Source organism: Streptomyces sp. NPDC002004 (assembly GCF_053593975.1).
On record NZ_JBSFDP010000016.1, the window covers coordinates 122,010 to 144,058 of the forward strand.

The 22,049-nt window shown below is 72.1% G+C and carries 20 protein-coding genes and 1 riboswitch; of the genes, 2 read left to right on the forward strand and 18 right to left on the reverse strand.

Annotated elements, in window-relative coordinates:
- Positions 1 to 65 precede the first annotated feature (65 nt).
- From ACWCP6_RS23425 to ACWCP6_RS23490, 14 genes are all read right to left on the reverse strand, one after another.
- Positions 66 to 1,421 (reverse strand): class I SAM-dependent methyltransferase, encoded by a 1,356-nt coding sequence (locus ACWCP6_RS23425; protein WP_450934455.1) that lies wholly within the window; start codon positions 1,419 to 1,421, stop codon positions 66 to 68.
- A gap of 241 nt (positions 1,422 to 1,662) precedes the next feature.
- On the reverse strand, positions 1,663 to 3,045 hold the full coding sequence (locus ACWCP6_RS23430) for an NAD(P)/FAD-dependent oxidoreductase (RefSeq protein WP_450934456.1): 1,383 nt from the start codon (positions 3,043 to 3,045) through the stop codon (positions 1,663 to 1,665).
- Between the two features lie 454 nt (positions 3,046 to 3,499).
- Complete coding sequence (locus ACWCP6_RS23435) at positions 3,500 to 4,456, reverse strand: Ppx/GppA phosphatase family protein (RefSeq protein ID WP_450934457.1); 957 nt, start codon at positions 4,454 to 4,456, stop codon at positions 3,500 to 3,502.
- Between the two features lie 43 nt (positions 4,457 to 4,499).
- Positions 4,500 to 5,021, reverse strand: coding sequence for a DUF501 domain-containing protein (locus tag ACWCP6_RS23440; RefSeq protein WP_450934458.1), 522 nt, complete (start codon positions 5,019 to 5,021; stop codon positions 4,500 to 4,502).
- A gap of 34 nt (positions 5,022 to 5,055) precedes the next feature.
- Positions 5,056 to 5,526, reverse strand: a complete 471-nt coding sequence (locus ACWCP6_RS23445; RefSeq protein WP_450934459.1) for an FtsB family cell division protein — start codon at positions 5,524 to 5,526, stop codon at positions 5,056 to 5,058.
- Positions 5,527 to 5,768: 242 nt separating this feature from the next.
- On the reverse strand, positions 5,769 to 7,052 hold the full coding sequence (eno, locus tag ACWCP6_RS23450) for a phosphopyruvate hydratase (protein WP_450934460.1): 1,284 nt from the start codon (positions 7,050 to 7,052) through the stop codon (positions 5,769 to 5,771).
- 237 nt (positions 7,053 to 7,289) lie between these two features.
- The gene (locus tag ACWCP6_RS23455; RefSeq protein WP_450934461.1) at positions 7,290 to 7,961 is read right to left on the reverse strand and encodes a transglycosylase family protein; all 672 of its coding nucleotides are present in this window, start codon (positions 7,959 to 7,961) and stop codon (positions 7,290 to 7,292) included.
- A 4-nt stretch (positions 7,962 to 7,965) separates the two neighbouring features.
- Positions 7,966 to 8,137: riboswitch (cyclic di-AMP (ydaO/yuaA leader) on the reverse strand.
- A gap of 200 nt (positions 8,138 to 8,337) precedes the next feature.
- Positions 8,338 to 9,381, reverse strand: a complete 1,044-nt coding sequence (locus ACWCP6_RS23460) for a transglycosylase family protein (protein WP_450934462.1) — start codon at positions 9,379 to 9,381, stop codon at positions 8,338 to 8,340.
- A gap of 233 nt (positions 9,382 to 9,614) precedes the next feature.
- Positions 9,615 to 10,946 (reverse strand): cytochrome P450 family protein, encoded by a 1,332-nt coding sequence (locus ACWCP6_RS23465; RefSeq protein ID WP_450934463.1) that lies wholly within the window; start codon positions 10,944 to 10,946, stop codon positions 9,615 to 9,617.
- Positions 10,947 to 11,053: 107 nt separating this feature from the next.
- Positions 11,054 to 13,675: a DNA ligase LigA-related protein gene (locus tag ACWCP6_RS23470; RefSeq protein WP_450934464.1), complete on the reverse strand. Its 2,622-nt coding sequence runs from the start codon at positions 13,673 to 13,675 to the stop codon at positions 11,054 to 11,056.
- 49 nt (positions 13,676 to 13,724) lie between these two features.
- Entirely contained in the window at positions 13,725 to 14,735 is a 1,011-nt protein-coding gene (locus ACWCP6_RS23475; RefSeq protein WP_450934465.1) for a nucleoside triphosphate pyrophosphohydrolase, read from the reverse strand.
- Between the two features lie 49 nt (positions 14,736 to 14,784).
- Positions 14,785 to 15,468 carry a SurA N-terminal domain-containing protein gene (locus ACWCP6_RS23480; protein ID WP_450934466.1) on the reverse strand — a complete coding sequence of 228 codons (684 nt, stop codon included), beginning with the start codon at positions 15,466 to 15,468 and terminating at the stop codon, positions 14,785 to 14,787.
- A 135-nt stretch (positions 15,469 to 15,603) separates the two neighbouring features.
- The gene (locus tag ACWCP6_RS23485; protein WP_450934467.1) at positions 15,604 to 15,906 is read right to left on the reverse strand and encodes a hypothetical protein; all 303 of its coding nucleotides are present in this window, start codon (positions 15,904 to 15,906) and stop codon (positions 15,604 to 15,606) included.
- Between the two features lie 50 nt (positions 15,907 to 15,956).
- Positions 15,957 to 16,787 carry a glycoside hydrolase domain-containing protein gene (locus ACWCP6_RS23490; protein ID WP_450934468.1) on the reverse strand — a complete coding sequence of 277 codons (831 nt, stop codon included), beginning with the start codon at positions 16,785 to 16,787 and terminating at the stop codon, positions 15,957 to 15,959.
- A gap of 429 nt (positions 16,788 to 17,216) precedes the next feature.
- Between ACWCP6_RS23490 and ACWCP6_RS23495 the strand changes: the two genes are divergently transcribed.
- Complete coding sequence (locus ACWCP6_RS23495; protein ID WP_450934469.1) at positions 17,217 to 17,957, forward strand: hypothetical protein; 741 nt, start codon at positions 17,217 to 17,219, stop codon at positions 17,955 to 17,957.
- A gap of 92 nt (positions 17,958 to 18,049) precedes the next feature.
- On the opposite strand, the gene ACWCP6_RS23500 is transcribed toward ACWCP6_RS23495, so the two are convergent.
- Positions 18,050 to 18,304: a hypothetical protein gene (locus tag ACWCP6_RS23500; protein ID WP_450934470.1), complete on the reverse strand. Its 255-nt coding sequence runs from the start codon at positions 18,302 to 18,304 to the stop codon at positions 18,050 to 18,052.
- A 75-nt stretch (positions 18,305 to 18,379) separates the two neighbouring features.
- Positions 18,380 to 18,979 (reverse strand): TetR/AcrR family transcriptional regulator, encoded by a 600-nt coding sequence (locus ACWCP6_RS23505; RefSeq protein WP_450934485.1) that lies wholly within the window; start codon positions 18,977 to 18,979, stop codon positions 18,380 to 18,382.
- A 68-nt stretch (positions 18,980 to 19,047) separates the two neighbouring features.
- Here ACWCP6_RS23505 and ACWCP6_RS23510 point away from each other — a divergent pair, with 68 nt between their 5' ends.
- Positions 19,048 to 19,878, forward strand: a complete 831-nt coding sequence (locus ACWCP6_RS23510; protein ID WP_450934471.1) for a class I SAM-dependent methyltransferase — start codon at positions 19,048 to 19,050, stop codon at positions 19,876 to 19,878.
- Between the two features lie 233 nt (positions 19,879 to 20,111).
- Here ACWCP6_RS23510 and ACWCP6_RS23515 read toward each other — a convergent pair whose 3' ends face one another.
- Both ACWCP6_RS23515 and ACWCP6_RS23520 read right to left on the reverse strand, forming a co-directional pair.
- Entirely contained in the window at positions 20,112 to 20,867 is a 756-nt protein-coding gene (locus tag ACWCP6_RS23515; protein ID WP_450934472.1) for an HNH endonuclease family protein, read from the reverse strand.
- Positions 20,868 to 20,978: 111 nt separating this feature from the next.
- Positions 20,979 to 21,911: an SCO6745 family protein gene (locus tag ACWCP6_RS23520; protein WP_450934473.1), complete on the reverse strand. Its 933-nt coding sequence runs from the start codon at positions 21,909 to 21,911 to the stop codon at positions 20,979 to 20,981.
- Positions 21,912 to 22,049 lie beyond the last annotated feature (138 nt).

Genomic DNA, 22,049 nt, shown 5'->3' on the forward strand with positions numbered 1-22,049 from the left:
GTGCGTGCGTGGGGCCCCGTCCGGTCCGGACGGGGCCCCTTCGTGCGTGTCGCGGCCTGCGCCGCCTACGGGGTCCGCCAGTCGCGAGCCCGCAGCGGCATGCCGGACGGCCCGCCGTCCGGGGTCTTCACCGCGAGGACCTGGTTGACGCCGATGCGGTTGTGTTCGAAGGACAGCGCGGACGCCGCCATGTAGAGCCGCCACACACGGGCGCGGCCGGGGCTGGTCAGCTTGATGGCACGGCCCCAGCCGGCCTCCAGGTTGGTGACCCAGCGGCGCAGCGTGAGCGCGTAGTGCTCGCGGATCGACTCCAGGTCGCGCACCTCGAACCCGGCCTGCTCCAGCAGGCCGACGGTGGTGCCGACGGGGGCGAGCTCACCGTCCGGGAAGACGTACGCGTCGATGAACTCGTCGACCTCGTACGCCTCCTCGTCGGTCTGCGGGCGCCGGCCGATCTGGTGGTTGAGCAGCCGCCCGCCGGTCTTGAGGAGGGCGTACAGGGCGCGTGCGTACTCCAGGTACTGTGCCGAGCCGACGTGCTCGGCCATGCCGATCGAGGAGATCGCGTCGTACGGCCCGTCGGAGACGTCCCGGTAGTCCTGGACCCGGATCTCGACCCGGTCGGTCAGCCCCTCGTCCGCGGCGCGCTTGCGGGCGTACGCGGCCTGCTCGCCGGAGAGGGTGATGCCGACGACGTGTACACCGTGCTCACGGGCCGCGTGGACGGCCATGGCGCCCCAGCCGCAGCCGACGTCGAGCAGCCGCTGACCGGGCTTCAGGTCGAGCTTGCGGCAGATCAGTTCCAGCTTGTCGCGCTGGGCGTCCTCCAGGCTCCCGTCGGGCGCGTCCCAGTAGGCGCACGAGTAGACCATCGACGGGCCGAGCACGAGCTCGTAGAAGTCGTTGCCGACGTCGTAGTGGTGGCTGATGGCCTGCTTGTCGCTGCCCCTGGTGTGCAGGTGCAGCCTGCGGTGTCTGCGGGCCTCCTCGCGGGGCGGGGCCGGCGGCGGGAAGGGGCCCGCGAGCCTGACGAGGTCCCGTGCGGCCTCGCGCACGGATGGGTCGCGCAGTGCGGCCAGGACGCCGCCCCCGCCACCCTCGCCACGCTCCCAGACCAGTCCGGCGAGCAGATCCAGCGCCTGGTACAGGTCGCCCTCGACGTCCAGTTCACCGGCCACCCAGGCCCGGACGAGGCCCAGTTCGCCCGGCTTCCAGAGCATGCGGCGCAGGGCCCGCCGGTGACGTACGACGAGCACGGGCACGTCCGTGGCGGCGGGGGCTGTGCCGGGGGCCTCGCCCGGAGCCCGACGGACGACGGGCGGGCCGGATTCCGAACCGTCCCAGGCACGCAGCCGCACCGGGAGCGGCGCCCCCAACAGCTGCTCGGCAATGGTTCTCAGCCGCAGTGCGGCATCCTGCATGGCGCACACCTCCGTGATTGGGGTTCCCCGGCGCTCACGAGGGTCGCGAACTCGGGGAAAGATCCCGGAAACGGTCCGACTCCACGTAAACACCGCGGGGGCCGATCCTCATCCGTGTCGGGACATCTCTTCCCGGATCCGCACATCTGCGTGCGCCGCGGCGGGAGGTGGTACGCCGAAGGGGGCGCCCGCACCACGGATGGCGGGCGCCCCCTTCGGGGTCACACGAACTGACCGGAGGTCAGGAGGCCTTGGCCTTCTCCTCGGTCTTGGCGGCGGCCGGGGCCGGCGCCGGCTTGGCGGCCTCGTAGAACTCCTCGCGCGGAGTCTCCATCGCGCCGAGCGAGACGACCTCGCGCTTGAGGAACATGCCGAGCGTCCAGTCGGCGAACACGCGGATCTTCCGGTTGAAGGTCGGCATCGCCATGCCGTGGTAGCCACGGTGCATGTACCAGGCGAGACGGCCCTTGAGCTTGATCTTCACCTTGCCCATGACGATCATCGCGACGCCCTTGTGCAGGCCGAGACCGGCGACCGCACCCTTGTTGGCGTGGCTGTACTCCTTCTGCGGGAAGCCCCGCATACCGGAGATCACGTTGTCGCCGAGGACCCGGGCCTGACGCAGTGCGTGCTGGGCGTTCGGGGGGCACCAGGCGTTCGGGTTGCCGGCCTTGCGGCCGACGAGGTCCGGGACCTGGGCGTTGTCGCCGGCGGCCCAGATGTAGTCGGTGCCCTGCACCTGGAGCGTCGTCTGGGTGTCCACGTGGCCGCGCGGGCCGAGCGGCAGACCGTAGCGGGCGAGCACCGGGTTCGGCTTCACACCGGCGGTCCACACGATCGTGTTGGAGTCGACCTCGAGGCCGTTCTTCAGCACGACGTGGCCGTCGACGCAGGAGTCCATGGAGGTGCTGAGGTAGATCTCGACCCCGCGGCTCTCCAGGTGCTCCTTGCCGTACTGGCCGAGCTTGGGGCCGACCTCGGGGAGGATCTTGTCCGCGGCGTCGACGAGGATGAAGCGCATGTCCTCGCGGGACACGCTGCTGTAGTACTTCGCCGCGTCGCGGGCCATGTCCTCGACCTCACCGATGGTCTCCGCACCGGCGAAGCCACCGCCGACGAAGACGAAGGTGAGGGCCTTGCGGCGCACTTCCTCGTCCGTGGTCGAGTCGGCCTTGTCGAGCTGCTCGAGGACGTGGTTGCGCAGACCGATGGACTCCTCGATGCCCTTCATGCCGATGCCCTGCTCGGCGAGGCCGGGGATCGGGAAGGTGCGCGAGACGGCGCCGAGGGCGACCACCAGGTAGTCGAAAGGCAGCTCGTAGGCCGCGCCGACGAGCGGCGCGATCGTGGCGACCTTGCGGTCCTGGTCGATGGTGGTGACCCGACCGGTGAGGACCTCCGCCTTGGGCAGCACGCGTCGCAGCGGGACGACGACATGCCGCGGGGAGATGCTGCCGGCGGCGGCTTCGGGGAGGAAGGGCTGATAGGTCATGTACGACCGCGGGTCGACGACCGTGACGGTCGCCTCGCCGTAGCGCATCTTCTTGAGGATGCGCCGAGCTGCGTACAGGCCTACGTACCCACCGCCTACTACGAGGATCCTGGGACGCTCCGTGGTGCTCATGCCATCGAGTATCCACCCGCCCGGAGGGGGTCGCTCGTGAGCCCCTTCACAAGCATGCAGGGTCCCTCTGCTACACTGCGCGGCCCACGTGACGGAGGTCATGGGCCCCGGGGGGAACCACGGTGCAATCGGAAACGTTGCCGACCCCGCTTGAACAGCCTCTCCGGCCCCATCCGGCCGCTGGACCACTCGTCGATTTCACACGCGCGTAACATACGGGGAACCCCTCAACGCCCCGTGCCGCGAAGCAATCGAAGGCTTCGGCGGGCCCTGACGGTGCAAAACCTCGCCCTCCCGAGCCGAAATCCTTGTGAAGAACTTCACGAAGTTTTCCGACGGGGCCTCCTGCGACGCGCTCACGAGGCACTTCGGCGCGCTCATCCGCCGCGCGCCCCGCTCAGCCGAGGGGCTTTTCCGGTCCCCTCGGCCGGGTCGTCGGGACCCTGCGGGCCGCCTATCGTCCGTCACCCTCGACCAGGCTGAACGCGATGCCGTCGAGGATGTCGTGCTCGCTGACGACGACCTCACGGGCCCCGATCCGCTCCATGATCGACAGAAGGATCAGCGCGCCCGCGCCGATCACGTCGACCCGCCCCGGGTGCATGACCCGGTACGCCGCACGCTGCTCGTGCGTGGAGTGCAGCATCTCCCCGGTGATCTCCGCGACCCGCTCGTGGGAGACACGGGCGTGGTGGATCCTGTCGCTGTCGTAGTCGTCCAGGCCGAGCGCGATCGCGGCGACCGTGGTGACGGAGCCCGCGAGCCCGACCAGCGTGTGCGCCTCGCGCAGCGGGACCGTCTCCTCGGCGAGGTCGAGGGCGGCCTCGATGTCCGCGCGGACGGCGCGGATCTGATCGGGCGTGGGCGGGTCGGTGACCGCGCCGTCGTGCACGAGGTGCCGCTCGGTCATCCGTACGCAGCCGATGTCGACGGAGCGCGCGGCGTTCACCCGGGTGTCGCCCACGACGAACTCGGTCGAGCCGCCGCCGATGTCCACGACGAGGTAGGGCCTCGCCAGGTCGGCCCGCCCGGCCAGTTCGCGCGTGGCACCGGTGAAGGAGAACTCGGCCTCCTGGTCGCCGGTGACCACCTCGGGCTCGACACCCAGGATGCCGAGCACCCCCGCCACGAACTCGTCCCGGTTCTCGGCGTCCCGCGACGCCGAGGTGGCCACGAAGCGGACCCGCTCCGCGCCGTGCTCCTTGATCACGGCCGCGTACTCGCGGCACGCGGCGAAGGTCCGTTCCAGCGCCTCGGGGGCGAGCCGCCCCGTCCTGTCGACGCCCTGGCCGAGCCGCACGATCGTCATACGACGGTCGAGCTCGACGAGTTCACCGGTCGCGGCGTCGACGTCGGCGACGAGCAGACGGATGGAATTGGTGCCGCAGTCGACGGCGGCTACGCGGGTCATGGGTGGGGCTCCTTGCTGGGTGCTCAGGGGCGGGGGCGGCCGGCTACTCGGCGCACGGGGTCACGCACGGGCCCTTGGCCCACCACTCGGGCAGCAGGGCGATGGCCTCGTCGCCCAGGGGGTTCACGCCGGGACCCGCGGCCAGGGAGTGCGCCACGAGCACATGGAGGCACTTCACGCGGTCGGGCATGCCCCCCGCGCTGGGGAAGCCCTTGAGCTCCTCGATCTCGTCGCGGCGCCGGACGTAGTCCTCGTGCGCCGCGCGGTACGCGGCGGCGAGCTCGGGATCGGTGGCGAGCCGTTCCGTCATCTCCTTCATGACGCCCTCCGCCTCGAGCGTGCCGATCGCGGACGAGGCCCGCGGACACGTCAGGTAGTAGAGCGTCGGGAAGGGGGTGCCGTCCGGCAGCCGCGGGGCGGTCTCGACGACGTCGGGCTGCCCGCACGGGCACCGGTGTGCGATCGCGCGCAGCCCGCGCGGCGGCCGCCCGAGCTGCTGTTGGAAGGCCTCGACGTCGGCCTCGGTCGGCTCGGTGCGCGGAGTGCTGGGCGGGGGCGTTTCCATGCCGTGAAGTGCGTCTTTCTTGTTCGTATGGGGTTCACTGGTCCGCGCGGTCGGCCTTGTCGACGCCGTCCCAGACGTTGGAGTACCAGGGCCGGTCGGCCGCGCCCTGGGTGGTGCGGGTGCGGTGGGCCGCCTCGGGGTCGACCACCGTGTACCCGGTCTCGCCCGGCATCACGTAGTGCAGGCGGTCCCTTATGCGCTGCCTCGCGTACGAATCGTCCTGCCATCGGGCCTTCTCGTCGCGCAGTTCCTCGACCCGCTGCCGCTCCCGCTCCTGCTGGCGGCGCAGATCGGCGATCTCGGCGCGCTGGGAGACGTACTCGCGCATCGGATAGGCGATCGCGACGACCATCGAGCAGAACACCAGCACGAGGATCGCGGCCCGGCCGGTGAGCCGGGAGCGGCGGGCCTGCCGTTTGGTCTGGGAGCGGTAGACGCGGGCCGCGGTCTGCTCACCGAGCAGTCGCAGCCGGGTGGCGGTGGAGAACCGGTCCCGGCCGCTCACCGGACCTCACCTCGCCGGAGCGCGCCGGGCACGTCGTCCCGCCCTTCCGGCCGGGGGTCCGGGGGGCGTCCCCCGGGAATGCACGACCCGGCCATGTGTCCCGCCTCCCCTTGTATGCGGTCCCGGTACGCGCCCATCGGGGCGTACGCGCGTACGTCCCCGCACACGGTACGGGACCGGGCGCGAGGACGTACGTACGACGGGGCTGTCACCCGTGCCGGGCACGGGAGCCCCGGCTGTGCCTACTGGTTCCGGAAGCGCGGGAAGGCGCTGCGGCCGGCGTACACCGCGGCGTCGTCGAGGATCTCCTCGATGCGCAGCAGCTGGTTGTACTTGGCGACGCGCTCGGAGCGGGCCGGGGCGCCGGTCTTGATCTGGCCGCAGTTGGTCGCGACGGCCAGGTCGGCGATGGTGACGTCCTCGGTCTCGCCGGAGCGGTGCGACATCATGCACTTGAAGCCGTTGCGCTGGGCCAGCTCGACGGCGTCCAGGGTCTCGGTCAGCGAACCGATCTGGTTCACCTTCACGAGCAGGGCGTTGGCGGTGCCCTCCTCGATGCCGCGGGCCAGGCGCTCCGGGTTGGTGACGAACAGGTCGTCACCGACCAGCTGGACCTTGTCGCCGAGCTTGTCGGTGATGGTCTTCCAGCCGGCCCAGTCGTCCTCGAACAGCGGGTCCTCGATGGAGACGAGCGGGTAGGCGGCGACGAGCTCCGCGTAGTACTCCGTCATCTCGGCGGCGGAGCGCTCCTTGCCCTCGAAGAGGTACGCGCCGTCCTTGTAGAACTCGGACGCGGCGACGTCGAGCGCCAGGGCGATCTGCTCGCCGGGGGTGTAGCCGGCCTCCTTGATGGCCTCGATGATCAGGTCGAGGGCCTCGCGGTTGGAGCCCAGGTTCGGGGCGAAGCCGCCCTCGTCGCCGAGGCCGGTGGACAGCCCGCGCTGCTTCAGCACGGCCTTGAGCTTGTGGTAGACCTCCGTGCCCCAGCGCAGGGCCTCGGAGAAGGACTCCGCACCGATCGGGGCGATCATGAACTCCTGGATGTCCACGTTGGAGTCGGCGTGCGAGCCGCCGTTCAGGATGTTCATCATCGGAACGGGCAGCAGGTGCGCGTTCGGGCCGCCGAGGTAGCGGAACAGGGGGAGGTCGCTGGCCTCGGACGCGGCGTGGGCGACGGCCAGGGAGACGCCGAGGATGGCGTTGGCGCCGAGCGAGGACTTGTCCGGGGTGGCGTCGAGGTCGAACATCGCCTGGTCGATCAGGCGCTGCTCGGTGGCGTCGTAGCCGACGAGCTCCGGGCCGATCTGCTCGATGACGGCGAGGACGGCCTTCTCGACGCCCTTGCCGCCGTAGCGGTTGGCGTCTCCGTCACGGAGCTCGAGGGCCTCGAACGCACCGGTGGACGCACCGGAGGGAACGGCGGCACGACCCGTGCTGCCGTCGTCGAGGCCGACCTCGACCTCGACCGTGGGGTTGCCTCGGGAGTCGAGGATTTCCCGGGCTACGACGACGTCGATGGACGGCACGAGCATCTCCTTCTGGGATGTGACGCGTGTACGCGGGCCGCTCGACCCGCGAAGGGGTGCGGGCCTGGAGGGGCCTCGCGACATGAGCCTAACCGGCTCCGGGGCATCGGCCAGCCGACGGACCGCCCCGTGGACAAAAACCCGGAGCAAATTGTTTTCGAACGGAACAAAAAGAGCCCCGCCCCGGTGCGTACGGGGGAACACGCACCGGGGCGAGGCGGTCTGGGGGGCCTGGGATCAGCCGAGGTGCAGCTGCTGGCCCGGGAAGATGACGTCGGCGTCGTCGACGATGTCCTTGTTCAGACGGAACAGCTTCTGCCAGCCGCCCTCGACGTGCTTCTTCGCGGCGATCGAGCTGAGGGTGTCGCCCTTGACCACCTTGTACTCGCCGTCACCCTTCTTGACCTTCTTGCCGGTCGGGGTGGTCACGGTCTTCTGGACCGGCGCGGTGCGCTGCTGGGAGCGGGAGGCGGCCTGGGAGTCGGTGTGCGGGGCACTCGGCTTCGGGGCCGGAGCCGGGGCGGACTGCTGCGGGGAGGCGCCGGACAGGCCCGTGCCGCAGTTCGGCCAGGCACCCTTGCCCTGGGCGGCGAGGACCTTCTCGCCGACGGCTATCTGCTGCTCCTTGCTGGCCTTGTCGGCGGTCGACGCGTAGGCGCTGCCGCCGTACGCGGACCAGGTGGAGGCGGAGAACTGCAGACCGCCGTAGTAGCCGTTGCCGGTGTTGATGGCCCAGTTGCCACCGGACTCGCACTGCGCGACCGCGTCCCACTCGGAGGTGGTGGCGGCGGAGGCCGAGCCGGCCGCCACCAGCGGGGCGGCGACGGCGACGCCGGTGACGCCGACGAGAGCGGCGACGCGGGTGGCCTTGGACGGACGGCGGTGCTTGCCCTTGCCGGAAAGCAGCATGAAGTGATCCCCTCACCGACGCCTACGAGGTGAGCTGTCGGGTTCGGGCCGTGTGAGTGCCCGGCCGTGCGTCCATGCGCACGACTTCACCCCAAGCCGTTCCCGGATCGTCTTTCAACTCCCGGGCCCGGCACCTACCTTGGGTCCCCCGCTCCTGCCTACGGCGCTTGACGCGACGACTGTTCCCGCACGGCCGTCGGCAGGATTCGGCGTGACGGCCCTGGGTGCCCGCTGCGGCGAGCGGTCACGACCGTAGGCAGGTAAACCGGCGAATTTCAAAGAGGATCAGGGCCCTTGAGACCCATCTCTCAGTTTTTCCAAACCGGACATTCAACGTGAAGTGCCGCTAATCGCCGTCCGATTCGGGCGCCGTTCTCTACTTGTCCGACGTCTCGTCCTGGGTTGCGTCGCCATCGGCACCCTTGTCGCCCTTGTCGCCCCCCAGACCGAGGTCGAGGCTCTGACCGGGGATGATGAGGTCCGGATCGGAGCCGACGGTCTTCTTGTTGTCGGCGTACAGCGCGCTCCAACCCCCCTCGACGTCATGGGCGTCGGCGATGGTCCAGAGGCTGTCGCCCTCGCGCACGGTGTACGCGCCGCCGTCGGCGCCACGGGAGGCGTCGCCGCGCGAGGCGTGCCGGCCGGCGGAGTCGTCGGCGCGGGTGCCGGCCGGGTCCTCCTGGGCCGCATCGCCGCGGTGCCGGCCGGACCCGGCGCCCGGGTCGTCCGACGTGTCCTTCGAAGTGCCCTCGTCGACGCCGGACTTGTCCGACTTCGTGGTGGCGTCGTGACTCTTCTCTCCCGCACCGTCGGTACCCGTGCTGGATGAATCCGACGAGTCGGATGTCTTGGACGACTCAGAAGAATCGGATGAGTCGGAGGAGTCGGATGACTTACCCGCACTGGAGGACTTGTCAGTCCTGTCGGACGAACCGGACGCGTCCGGCGACATGCCCAGCGGTTCCGTCAGGTCCCCGCCGTCCTCGTCCGCGGACGCCGACGGGTCACCGTCCGGCACACCGGTGTCGACCTTGGCCGCCGCTCCGCCCTGGGTGAGCCCCACGAGCGGCGCGCAGGTGGTCCAGGCGCTAGGACCCACATCGGCGAGGACCTTCTCGGCGACCGCTATCTGCTGCGAGCGGCTGGCCTGGTCCGCGCGCGACGCGTAGTCCAGACCGCCGTACTGCTCCCACATCTCCTGCGAGAACTGGAGTCCGCCGTAGTAGCCGTTGCCGTCGTCCGCGCTCCAGGAGCCGCCGCTCTCACAGTCCGCGAGCCGGTCCCAGGTGGTGACCTCGGCGGCGTGTGCGCCGGTGGCCCCGAGCAACGGGATCGCGATGGCGGAGCCGGTCACTCCGGCCGCGACGACCAGAGCGGGAGCCTGACGGGGGCGACGATGGCGGCCGTTCCCGGAGAGCATGCGGTTGCCTTTCGCGTGAGAGCTGTGGCGACAGCGGCGACCGTGGGTCACCGAGTCGGGGTGAACCTAGCGGGAGTCGAACGTGTGTCACAAGTCGATGCAGCGCAGATCACGCGAAGATCACAGTTATGACGCTGCGTCAGTTCCATGAGGTCCGAAGTGTCCGGAACGCAGGGCTCCGACGCCGCGCCGCGTGGGCCCGGCGACCGCACCGGAGCCGCGGATGCAACAGCTCAGGCCCCGTCGGGAACCGAACGGGCCGGTTCCGGCGTGAACTCCACCGGAAGCGTGCGCAGCCCCCGCATGATGAGCCCGCCCCGCCATCTCAAGTCGTCCGGTTCGGCGGCGAGACGCAGATCCGGGAGCCGGCGCAGCAGTGTCGCGAGCGCGGTCCGGCCCTCCAGCCGGGCCAGCGGCGCGCCGAGGCAGTAGTGGATGCCGTGCCCGTATCCGAGGTGCTGGTTGTCGCGCCGGGCGAGGTCGAGCGTGTCGGGCTCGCCGAACCGCTCCGGGTCACGGTCGGCGGCGGCGAGGACGACGAGCACGGGGTCGCCGGCCGCGATGCGCTGCCCGCCGATGGCGAGCGGCTCGGTGGCGAACCGCCAGGTGGCGAGCTCGACGGGCCCGTCGTAGCGCAGCAGTTCCTCCAGGGCGGTCGCGAGCAGACCGGTCTCACCGGCGGCGAGGGACGCCTGGAGCAGCGCGCGCTGCTCCGGGTTGCGCAGCAGGGCGTACGTCCCGTTTCCGATCAGATTGACCGTGGTCTCGAAGCCGGCGAACAGGAGGATGAAGGCCATCGCCGCGGCCTCGTTCTCGGTCAGGTGCTCGCCGTGGTCGGAGGCGCGGATGAGGCCCGAGATGAGGTCGTCGCCGGGGGCGGTGCGCTTGCGGTGGATGAGCTCGGCGAGGTAGCCGCGCATCTTCTTGACCGACCGGGCGACGCCGCCACGGGGCCCTCCCCCGTGCCGGATCATCATGCCCGCCCAGTCACGGAAGTCGTCCTGGTCCTCGCGGGGGACGCCCAGCATGTCGCAGATGGCGTAGATGGGAAGGGGGAAGGCGAACTCGTGGATGAGGTCGGCCTCGCCCCGCTCGGCGAACGTGTCGATGAGCCGGTCGGTCAGCTCCTGCACACGCGGGGCGAACTCGGCGACGCGGCCGGGCGTGAAGGCCTTCGACACGAGGCGGCGCAGCCGGGTGTGGTCCGGCGGGTCGATGTTGAGCAGATGCGTCATCAGCTCGGCCTTGCGTTCACCCGGAATGCCCGTCTTGCCCTTCGCGTGCGCGGGTTCGTCGTGGTGCACCGGGTTCTTGCTGAGCCGCTGGTCGGCCAGGGCCTGCCGGGCGTCCGCGTACCGGGTGACCAGCCATGCCTCGACTCCGCTGGGCAGCCGGGTCCGGTGCACGGGCGCGTGCTCGCGGAGCCAGGCGTAGGCGGGATAGGGGTCTGCGGCGAACTCCCAGCTGAAGAGTTCGGGGGCGGGTCCGGCGGCTTCGGCGGCCGGGCCGCCGGGGGCGGGTCCGGCGAGGGGCGTGCTGTCCGGGACGTCGGGCTTGTCGGTCACCACCCGACCGTATCCTCAGCCCGCTCGACGGCCGTATCCCCGTCGTCCCCGGCGCACTCCCGGAGCGCCCCGCCCGCCCGACGGCCCCCTCCCTGCCGTCCTCCGGCTCACTCCCCGGCCGTGCCCGGCCCGTCCGGCTGTTCGCCGAGCGCCCGCCGGGCACCGGCGTGCCCGAGGCCGGCGGCCTTGCGGTACCACTGTTCGGCCTCGGCCCGCTCGCCCTCGCCCCGGAGCAGCTCGGCCAGCCGGAAGGCCCCGTACGCGTCTCCCGTCTCGTATCCCTTGCGGTACCAGATCCTGGCCTCGTCGAGACGGCCCCGCGCTTCGAGGAGCACGCCGAGGTTGGCGGCGTCGAGGCCGACGCCCGCCTCGGCGTCGTCCCGGAAGAACGCGACCACGTCGTCCGGGGCCATCGGCCGGCGCAGGTCGAACTTGAGCGTGTGGGCGGCGCGTTCGTCGCCCGCGTCGGCGGCGCGGCGCAGCCAGACCTCGGCGATCTCGGCCTCGTTCCAGAGCCGGTGCAGGGCGCCGAAGCCGAACGCGACCGGGGCGTACCGGGCGTTCGCCGCCTGCTGGTAGCAGCCGAAGGCCGCGTCCTCGTCGCCGCTACCCAGCAGCAGGTCGCCGAGCCGCTGGGCGGCCTCGGGGTTCCCGGCCCGTGCGGCCTTCGTCAGCCAGTGCACGGACCGGTCGCGCAGCAGCGCGCCGAGCAACGTCGCCGCGTCGCCGTCCCCGGCCTCGGCGGCGAGTTCCAGGAAGGTCTCGGCCTCCTTGCCCGCGCCGCGCTCGGCGAGCATCCGGCCGAGCCGCACCGCGGACTGCGTCTGCCCGGCGGCCACGGCGCGCCGGAACCAGCGCTCGGCCTCCTCGCCGTCGCCCAGGGTCTCGGCGAGTGCGCCGAGCCGGTGCAGGGCGGTGGCGTCGCCGGCGTCGGCCGCCGCCTCGAGGGCGGCGCGGGCGCCGGAGGCGATCCGTTCGAGGGCGGCGGCGTCGTAGGTGTCCTCGTCGTCGCGCGCGACGTCCAGGGCGAGTTCCCGGAGCCGGGCGTCCACGGGTGGCAGCTCCTCGTACGAGGCGGCGGCGTCGACGAGGAGGGGCGCGGGGCGGTACGCCACGCCATGGGCGTCGTTGTCCTCGGGGACGAGAAGGCGCAGCCCGCCGTACCGGCGTTCGGTCGCCCAGGCGAGGGCATCGGTGTAGCGCTCGCCGTCCATGACGTCCGCGTCCGCTTCCGTCTTCGGGTACTCCTGGTGCACCGCCTCGAGCAGGTCCATCGGCAGGGCGCCGGTGAGACCGCAGCGGGCGAGGTCGAGGGCGGCGCGGACGAGGGCGTGGCCGCGCGGGTGCCGGTCCGCATGGCGGGCGCGCCACCACTCGCGCCACAGCAGTGGGCCGACGGCGAGGTAGGTGGCGACGCCCTCCGTCCTGCTGAAACCGTCCGCTCGAGCCAGCCGGTGGTCGCCGGCCGGATGGGACGCCTCGGCCGCCCGCTCGCGCAGGCGGTCCTGCTCCGCCGCGGTCCATGCGCGCGCCAGCTCCACGGTCCGGGCGTGGTCGAGGACGCGGCCCCGCGGTTCGTGGCGCTGCTCGTCGTACGCGTCGTCGCTCATCGTGGCCAGGACGACGACGCCCCGGCCGGTGAGCTGGGCCAGCAGCCGTGGTTCCAGTCCCCCGTCGCCGAGGTGTCCGTCGAGGTCGTCGAGCCACAGGGCGTACCGGTCCGGACGGCCCTGGAGCAGCGCGGGCAGCCCGCGCAGATCGTCGCCGCGCGCGGGCGCGAACACCCGGAATCCGCCCAGTTCCGCGCTCATGGCCTCCAGCGCCGTGCGGGACTTCCCCGTGTACGGCGCTCCGAGCACGAGCACGAACCCGCCACGCGCCCGCGCCTCCCGCACCGCCGGGCCCAGCACGGCGTCACGGTCGCGCGGGACGTACGGGGGCAGCGGCGGAAGGCCGCTGACGCGCCAGGTGGGGCGGACGCCGAGGTCGAGCGGGTCGAGGTCCTCGGCGCGGGGCCAGGTGCCGGGGTCGGGGAGGAGGCCCTGGTAGTACGACTGGGCATGGAAGGTGACCGCACCGATGCTGCCCGCCTGGACGACGTGGCCGTGGGTGCCGCCGGAGACGGTGTTGCGGACGGGGGTCCCGGGCGTCGCCCCGGATGCGGTCCCGGCGGCTGCGGCGCCCCTGTCGTTCGGGGAGTCGGAGGTGCTCAGCTCCGGGTACTTCTTCTCCAGCTCTTCCAGGGTGCGCAGCAGCCTGTCGAACTCGGCGTCCGAGATCACGGGCGCGTCCAGCAGGTGGTACCGGAAGCGGTGCCCCGCGATGTTCTGGGCGAGCTGCTCATATCTGTCCCGGACTTCCCGGGGTACCGGCCCGGACCCGTCCGCGGACCGCTGCGCGCCGTCGGACCGCTCGGTGTCCGGCGCGGCCTTCCCCCGGCCGGTCAGACGGGTCAGGACGTTGCGCAGCACGGTGGCCGACTGCGGCTTGCGCGTCAGCAGGCTCCGCAGTTGGGCCCGCCAGACGGTCTCCAGTTCGGCCTGCGAGATGCTGCGGCTGGACAGCGGCCGGGCCGTCGAGCGGGCGGCCAGCTCGACCTGTGCCTTCTCCGGCATGCCGCGGAACAGCCGCACCACGTGGTCGCGCTGCTCCAGCCAGCCCTCGGTGCCCGCCGTCCGGACGAGCACCGACGCCAGCTCGTCCGCCAGCTCCCTCAACTCCCCGTCCACACACGCCCCCACGCCCCGCCGCGCCCCAACTGCCGTCCCCCCAACGGTACTAAGAGGAACCCTTCTCGACCGCCACCACGGCGTCCCGGTAGGCGCGGGCCGCCGCGCGCAGCGCCGCCTCCGGGTCGACGCCTTCCCGCTCGGCCCGCACCGCCATCGCCAGCAGCTCGTAGCCGACCCCCTGACCGGGGGGCAGGGGCACGTCGAGTCCCGCCGTCCGCACCCGGGACGCGAGTTTCGCGGCGAGGGCCAGCCCCGGCTGTCCCAGCGGGACGCCGTCGGTCACCGAATCGCGCTGCTTCTCCTGCGCCTTGGTGCGCAGCCAGTGCTCCTTGACGTCCTCGGGGGTCTCGGCGGTGTCCTCGCCGAAGACATGCGGGTGCCGGTGGATGAGCTTCGCGACGATGGTGCCCGCGACGTCGTCGACGGAGAAGGGCTCGTCGGGGTCCTCCTCGGCGATGCGCGCGTGGAAGACGACCTGGAGGAGCACGTCCCCCAGCTCCTCGCGAAGCTCGTCGCGGTCGCCGTCCTCGATCGCCTCGACCAGCTCGTAGGCCTCCTCGATCGCGTACTTCGCGAGCCCCTTGTGGGTCTGCTTCGAGGACCAGGGGCACTCGGCGCGAATACGGTCCATGACCTGCACGAGGTCGAGGATCCGGGCGCCCGGCAGGTCGTACGAGCCGGGGAGCAGCTCCAGCTCCGGCATGGTCTCGCGGCCGGAGCCGGCGAGCCGGGCGAGGCCGTCGGTGAGCCGGGGCTCGCCCTCGCCGAGGGCGACGACGACCACGGTGCGCCCGCCGGCGCAGGCGTCGACCAGCTCCCGAGCGGTCGGGGCGCCCTCCTCGACCACGACACCGGCCTCGCGCAGATACGGCAGCTGGGGGTGCGCGCCGTCCGCGCACAGCACCCGGTCGGCGTCGCGCAGTGCCTGCCACGCCGGCCAGGACAGCAGCCCTGGCGCGACGCGGTGGCTCGTGGTGAGCAGGACGATCCGGCCGGGGCCAGGGACGGTGGAGCCCGGGGCCGGGACGGCGGGGGGCCAATCGGCGGAAGCGTTCACCCCTCGAACGTAACCCACCTCGCCGACAGTCCCGACCGCCCGTCGGCGGCTACGCCTGCTGGGGCGCCGAGACGTCCCGCAGCCACGGTGTCTTCGCGTCCTTGGGGCGGCTCTTCTCGTCGTCCCAGGCGCCGTAGCGGGGGTTCAGGTCGACGTGGAGCTTCTTGGAGGCCTGTGCGAGTGCCTTCCAGAAGACGGCCGAGCCCGCCGTCGTGTTCATGTCGGCGCCGAGGCGCTGGGCGAGCTTGCGTGCCTCCAGCTCGCTGCGCAGACTCTCGTCGAGGCGGCCCGGGGCGACGTTGTACTGCTGGAGCCAGGTCGCCTCGAGGGCCTTCGCCCCGCCGGCCTGCCGTTCGTAGCCGGCGCGGAACTCCTGGAGCTCCTTGGGCGTGGTGGTCACCCCCGCGTCGCCGGCCGCGCGGTGCAGCACGCGGTCGAGAACCAGCGTCTGCAGGGTGGTGCGGGTGAGTCCGCCGGATTTGGCGATGGCCTGCGCGTACTGCTGGTCGTCCGGCGCGGCGGACCGCTGGGCGTTCCGGATCTCGTCGACCCGGCCCTCCAGCTGTGCGACGGTGATCCGTTGGCCGCCCACCACGGCCGCGGCGCCGGGGTGTGCGGCACCGCCGCAGGCGGTCAGCAGCGGGGCGGCCGCGAGGAGCACGGCGGCCGCGGAGACGGTGAGCGACGGGCGACGGCCGCGACGGCCGCTGTGCTGGCGGAGCAGGCGGTGCAAGGTGGCCTCCCGGCGATTGTGCGACGGTGCACAAAGTCTTGCGGTGATCGATGGTAGGCAGTGGCCCTGATCTCGGCCACCCATTCGACCAACGATTCGCCGGGGTTCCGGTGGCGCGGCACTTGTGCCGGGAGCTCACCGTTGGGACACACGTCCGTGACCGCGTGCTTGCTCGGCGTGCGAGGGGCCCCGCGCCCCGTCCCGGCGCGGGTCCGTGATCGGCTGGCCGCGTGCGTCCGGTTCCCGTTCGACGGCCCCGGCGGCCTCGGTGCGCAGCCCGTCGCCGGTGTGCGTGACGGTGACGTTCCCGGCGTGGGTGCCCCTGCCCGCCCCGTCGACGAGGACGAACCCGACCTTCCGGTACCGGGGCGCGGTCTGCACGGCCGCGGTGACCTCGGGCCTGCCGACCGCGAGGACGACCTCGCACGAGCGCTGCAACAGGCTGTTTGGGGCTGCCCTCCGACCGGGCGGCGCCGGGCCGCCCCCTCTCAGCCGACGACGGCGACGGGCGCGTCCCAGGCGTCGCGGTCGACGGTGATGGTGTAACCGCCTCGGGACTCCTTGCTGTTGACCATGTACTGGTGGGCGCGGTGGCGCCCGGTGTAGAGGGAGGGGTTCCACGGCCAGTCGCTGGTCGTGGTGTTGACCTTGTCCCACTTGGCGTACCAGAGGTTGCCCGGCAGGTTCGTCCGGTCGGTCGCCTCGGCGACGGCCTTGGCGCTGGAGCTGCTGAACCCGTAGAAGCCGGTGCGGTAGTACTTCGCGTGGACGGCCTTCTGCCAGCCGCGCACATACGTCAGCGTCGCGTTGTCGCAGTTCGTGTCGGTCAGGTCGTACGGCTCCATGTCGAGGTAGAGCGCGCTGCCCGCCTTCATGCCGAGGGCGGAGGCCTTCGCCACCGCGTCCGCGCCGTCGGCTGCACCCTGCGACGCGGCGGTGCCCGGGTCGATCACCTCGGGGCTGGAGCCGGTCTGGCAGGACGGCTGGGCGGCGACGTAGATCGGGACGAGCTTGAACCCGAGCGTGCTGACGGACTTCACCCAGGACGCGGTGAGGTTCGGCTGGGCGCAGCCGCGGTTCTTGCCACCGACGTAGACCGCTGCGGCGCCGTAGAACCCGGTGTGCCAGGCCTTCATGGCGGACAGGGAGGGCGCGGTGCAGGTGTCGAAGGCACGGCCCGTGTAGACGGTGGCCGCGGGCCAGCTCGTGGTCGTGGCCAGGGAGTTCGTCGCCGCGATCCCGGCACCCGCCAGTACGGCGGCACCCGCCGTCGCCCACGCGACGTAGCGGCCCCTCTTCGACATCCGATGACGGGACATCCCCACCCCCAAGCACTCGGAAGACACGGCGGCGTCAGCGCACCGGTCCAGGACGACGTGGGCTCCGGCAACGGCCCGGTCGAGGCCCCCGGCAACGGCGCCCGCCTGCGCGACCACCCGCACGATGCGGTGGTGCGCCTCCCCTCGGCGCCCGGAGCGGATCGCACCGTAACCGACCCCGTCACCTTGATCGGGAAACCCCGCCCCTTGAGCATCACAAGTTTCACCCAAGGTGCAGCAAAGCTTCAGGTGGTGACGGCGCTTTGACCGGACTTCGGCGGACGGAGACCTGTACGTGACCGGGACGCCATAGAGTCCGCGCAGGCTCGCCGATCATCCGGGCCGCCGCCCGGGCCCGGTGGACCCCTCCGGTCTCCCGGAGGCACCCGGCCCCACCGCGGCACTCCGCACGACTTCCGAAGGACTCCGATGCGTCTCCCGTCCCGTGCCGTCAAGGTGCTCGCCGCGGCGGCACTCCCGCTCGCCCTGGCCGCCTGCTCCGCCGGTTCCTCCGACTCCTCCGACGGCTCCGCCACGGCCGCGACGCCCACCCGCGCCAAGGACCCCAACACCGGTCTGCCGACGGGTACGCAGCTGAAGAAGGCCCTGGCGCCCGCGTCGTTCTTCCCGTCCGGGTTCACCGTCGACACCGACGGGACCCGGGACACCGGCGGCACCTACCAGTCGCCGGCCACCAGGAGCGCCGCCAAGCCGGACTGCAGCGGGCTCGACGGCACGGGCTGGATCGACCTCACCGGTGTGGCCGGGGTGTCGTTCGCGCAGAGCGCCTACGTCGACAAGAACACCTCCGAGGAGATCGCCCAGGAGATCGACGTGTACCGCGGCACCACCTCGGCGGACGTGCTGAAGGCCGTGGAGAGGATCGTCACGGCGTGCCCGGGCTTCACCGACTCCGACACCCACAGCAAGGTGACGGTGTCCGGCAGGGCCACGCCCGGCCTCGGGGACGCCGCGTACACCATCACGCTCACCGACGGCGCCTGGCAGAACGGCACGACGCTGATCGCGGCCCGCGCGGGCACCGCCGTCGTCAGCGTGCTCTCCACGGACGGCCACGACAACGGCGCCGCGACCGCGAAGAAGCTGGCGGCCCGGGTGGTCGCGTCGCTGAAGGGGAAGACGGACGCGAGCGGGTCGCAGCACGGCTGACCGCTCGGACGGCACCCGCTGCACAGCGGCGCTCGCGACCACGCGCCGAGCGCCGCGCGTCGCCGCGTACGGGCTCGGGCCGGCGTGGCCCCTCAGCGCAGGCCCCTCAGCGCAGGCGCAACCTCCGTGACCTTCGCCTGCACATGGTGGCGGTGGCCGGCGGCCGTGCCCGACTGCTGGTGCGGCAGCTTGCCCCGGTGCGGGTCGGTGAACCATGCCGCCATCGGGCTCAGGCTGAAGCCGGGCAGCTCGACGCGGCCGAGATCCGCCCCATAGGCCATTGCCTGATTGATCGTCAGCGTCGACGCAAGCGCGGCGAGGACGAACAACGCGACGCTGCGGCGCACCCTCTCTTCATTGGGTGAAATCCTTTCGGTCTCCGCAACCGCACACGCCCGAGCGGGAGTCCGGCACCGGCCGGCTCACCGCGGCGGTTCCTGCACCACCCCCGCGACGACCGCCGACACGACCTTGTGGACGGCCGCGGCCTCGGGCGGGGCGTCCTGACGGCCGGCGAAGAGCAGGTGTCCGGCCCCGACCAGCGTGGGCGCGAGTGTGTCGATGTCGGCATCCGCCGCGATACGGCCCAGCTCACGCTCGGCGGCGAGATACGAGGCGATCATGGCGGTGGCCTCCGAGAGGACCGGAACGCCGGTCGGCGTGGTCCGGCGCAGCCGGGCACGCAAGGCGTCCCGCGAGGTGATGAGCGCGACGATCGCCACGGCCACGGACTCGAACAGGCCGGTCAGCGCACTGGCGAGATGGTCGGCGACGGTGCCGGTCCCGGCGGCGTCGCGCAGGGCCGCCGCCCGGGTGTCGATCCGGTCGATGCGGTCGCCCACCAACTCGGCGAGGAAGGCGTCGAAGTCGGCGAAGTGCCGGTGCAGAACACCCTTGGCACAGCCGGCCTCGACGGTGACCGCCCGGCTGGTCAGTGCGCTCGGCCCGTCCCGGAGCAGAACGCGCTCGGCCGCATCGAACAGTTGCTCGCGCGCGTCACGGATGGCCACCCCTGTCGGCACGACGACTCCTTCCTCCTTCACGAACCCGCTCCTTGACGAGTGGGCATGTGCCCACTCATAGTGGGCACATGCCCACTTTACCGCCGGAGCGCGCAGGCTCCGACCAGCCCGCGATACGTCAACACCAGGAGGTGGCCCAGTCGTTCGGCTCCGACGCCGAGCGCTACGACCGGGCCCGTCCCCGCTACCCCGACGCCCTGATGGACCGGATCGTCGACGCCGCCCCCGGGCGCGACGTCCTCGATGTCGGCTGTGGCACCGGTATCGCAGCCCGGCAGTTCCGGGCGGCGGGCTGCCGAGTGCTCGGCGTCGAGCCCGACGCACGGATGGCCGAGGTGGCACGGCAGTTCGGGATCGAGGTCGATACAGCGACATTCGAGGCCTGGGAGCCGGCCGGACGGGAATTCGACGCGATCGTCGCCGGTCAGGCCTGGCACTGGATCGACCCGGCCGCCGGAGCGGCCAAGGCGGCGCGGGCGTTGCGGCCCGGCGGTCTGCTGGCGGCGTTCTGGAACGCCTTCCGCCTTCCGCCCGACATGGCGGACGCCTTCGCCGCGGTCCTCCGACGGGTGATGCCCGACTCGCCTTTCGCCCTCCGGATGGCGGCGGGACAGACCGCGGACGGGTACCGGGAGCTGGTCGACGGGGCCGCCGACGGAATCCGGAAAGCGGGCGGATTCGGTGAACCGGAGCGGTGGAGCTCCACCTGGGAGTGGACCTACACCCGCGACGCATGGCTGGACCAGATGCCCACCCATGGCAGCCTCACCCTGCTCCCGCCGGACAAGCTGACGGAGGTGCTGGAGGGCGTCGGGACCGCCATCGACGTGATGGGCGGAAGCTTCACGATGCACTACACCACGGTGCTTGTCAGCGCGGTCCGCGCGGACGCCGGCTGACCGCCGCCGGGGTCGGTCCGCCGGGATCCCGACGAGGCGCCGCGCAGACGGGATCCCGGCGAGGAAGCCCGCGGTCGGGCGGCAGCACGGCGTCGCAGTCCTCCTCTCCTACGACCGCGACGCCGTGGCCCGCACGGCAAGGGCGCCTCACACCACACGGGGTCCCGGCGAGGGCGCCGCGCAGGCGGGACCCCCACGAGGACGCAGCGCGCGTGGGCGTCCTCGGCCGCCCGTCAGCCGTCACACTGCTTCAGCATCATCTGCCGGTCGGGCGTGGTCACCGGAATCCCGTACTTATGGGCGACCTGGGCGAAGCGGACCGCGTAGGCGCACCGGATCCGCCCGTTCGGCGGGAGCCAGGCCGCGGGGCCGGAGTCCCCCTTGGCCGAGTTGGCACGGCCCTGGACCGGGATCAGGTTGAGCGCGTCGTTCGCCAGTTGCTTGCGCTTGCTCTCCGGCCAGCGGGAGGAGCCCATCTGCCAGCTGTACGAGAGCGGCACCACATGGTCGATCTGCACCTCGGCGGCCTTCTGCTTGCGCCACTCGATGATGGTCCCGGTGTAGGGGTCACGCAGCGTCATGGAGACGACCACACAGTCGGAACCGGAACGGAAGTGCAGTTGCTGACCGTCGCGCTTCATCAGGTCGTTGCGCGTGTCGCAGCCGTTGTGCGCCAGCGGGACGCCGTCTGCGGTGTCCATCCACGCGTAGCCGAACTTGTCCCTGGCGTAGCCCGTCTTCGGCCCGCGCCCCTTCGTCGGCAGGGTCTCGATGAGCCTGCGTGCCGTGGCCTTGTCGGCCTCGCTGGTCAGGGGCGCGAGGCCCGGCCCGGTTCCGTCCGGGTTCTTGAGGGGGCTGACCGCGTGCCCGTCCGGCGCCGCCGCCCCGTGCCCGGTCGAAGAGCCGCCGGCCTCCGGGCTCTTGCACCCGGTGGCGCCCACCATCAGCAGCGCGGCGACCACAACCCCCGTACCCACCTTCGACACCATTGCGTCCCCTCCCCCAGCCCCTGCCCTACTCATGCCGGGGACCCACGGTAATGGGCCGCGGCGGAGCCGGGCATCGGGGTGTCGGGGGCTGAGGTTCGCGGCGTGTGACGCTCAGACCCTGCCTATGCCCAGGGTCGTCCCGGACGGCAGAATGCCCGACCCGATGACCGCCACCCAGAACTCGCCCAGCAGCTCGGAGAGTCGGGCCACGGCATCCGGACCGATGGCCTCCCAGGGGGCGGCGGCAAGGTCGTCCGTACGCTGCTCGACGGTCTCGCGCAGGGCGCGGCCCTCCACGGTGGCGGTGCCGTCGGGGTTCAGCAGGCCCCGGGCCACTAGGCGTTCGCGTGCCGCCGTCCACTCCTGCTCCGACCAGCCGCGACTGGCGAACGTCCCTTCCGGTGCGGCTCCTATGCCCGCGAAGGAGACCAGCGACTCGACCGGGTCCAGCCCTGCCGCCATGAGTGCGGCGAGATGGCCTTCGCCCCGGTGCTCGCGCAGGATCGTGGCCGCGTGCCACAGCCGGAGGTGCGGGGCCTGCGGCCACTGGAGCTCGGCGTTCGCCGCGGCCAGAGGGCGGCCCGCGGTACCGGCGGCCTCGGCGGCGCGCCGTGCGAGGGCCGCGGCCTCCGCCATCTCCGGGCTGTCGGTCCGGTCGCCGATGAGCCGGCGGTAGAACCGGTCGACGGCTCGCTCCCGGGCCGCCAGGACCTCGGCCGGGCCGGCGGTCCGCCATGCCTGCTCCATGTACTGCCCGACCATCCTCGGGCTGAAGCTGTAGAAGGCCGACGCCACACGCTCCGCCCCCACCGCGCCCAACGGCGCCGCCCGGTAGGGGAAGTAGCTCGGCCAGCGCTCCTGCGTCCCGTACCCGAGCGATGCCGCTTCCTCGAAGGACTCCGGGGCGTAGTACACGACCGCGTGCAGCGGTTCCAGCAGGTGCCACAGCTGGCGCACCCGGCCCCGCTCGATCCCGGAGAGTGCGGGGGCTCCGCCCTCCCGCGCCGTGCTCACCGTCTCGCCCACGCCCACCGACTCCGACATGACGCCTCCCGTTCGGTCCGTTCGTCCGGCAGCCTCCGCCGCCGTCTACCCCTCAGCCGGAACTGAACTTGCCAGTGACTAGATTGCCCCGCACCCCTCGAACTTGTCAATGCCTAGATTCCGCGTAGTCTGCTGACC

Bases quoted from the DNA above. Each gene is read 5' to 3' on its own strand.
- ACWCP6_RS23425 (WP_450934455.1), bottom strand. From the start codon at position 1,421: ATGCAGGATGCCGCACTGCGGCTGAGAACCATTGCCGAGCAGCTGTTG.
- ACWCP6_RS23430 (WP_450934456.1), bottom strand. From the start codon at position 3,045: ATGAGCACCACGGAGCGTCCCAGGATCCTCGTAGTAGGCGGTGGGTAC.
- ACWCP6_RS23435 (WP_450934457.1), bottom strand. From the start codon at position 4,456: ATGACCCGCGTAGCCGCCGTCGACTGCGGCACCAATTCCATCCGTCTG.
- ACWCP6_RS23440 (WP_450934458.1), bottom strand. From the start codon at position 5,021: ATGGAAACGCCCCCGCCCAGCACTCCGCGCACCGAGCCGACCGAGGCC.
- ACWCP6_RS23455 (WP_450934461.1), bottom strand. From the start codon at position 7,961: ATGCTGCTTTCCGGCAAGGGCAAGCACCGCCGTCCGTCCAAGGCCACC.
- ACWCP6_RS23460 (WP_450934462.1), bottom strand. From the start codon at position 9,381: ATGCTCTCCGGGAACGGCCGCCATCGTCGCCCCCGTCAGGCTCCCGCT.
- ACWCP6_RS23490 (WP_450934468.1), bottom strand. From the start codon at position 16,787: ATGTCCCGTCATCGGATGTCGAAGAGGGGCCGCTACGTCGCGTGGGCG.
- ACWCP6_RS23495 (WP_450934469.1), top strand. From the start codon at position 17,217: ATGCGTCTCCCGTCCCGTGCCGTCAAGGTGCTCGCCGCGGCGGCACTC.
- ACWCP6_RS23510 (WP_450934471.1), top strand. From the start codon at position 19,048: ATGCCCACTTTACCGCCGGAGCGCGCAGGCTCCGACCAGCCCGCGATA.
- ACWCP6_RS23515 (WP_450934472.1), bottom strand. From the start codon at position 20,867: ATGGTGTCGAAGGTGGGTACGGGGGTTGTGGTCGCCGCGCTGCTGATG.
- ACWCP6_RS23520 (WP_450934473.1), bottom strand. From the start codon at position 21,911: ATGTCGGAGTCGGTGGGCGTGGGCGAGACGGTGAGCACGGCGCGGGAG.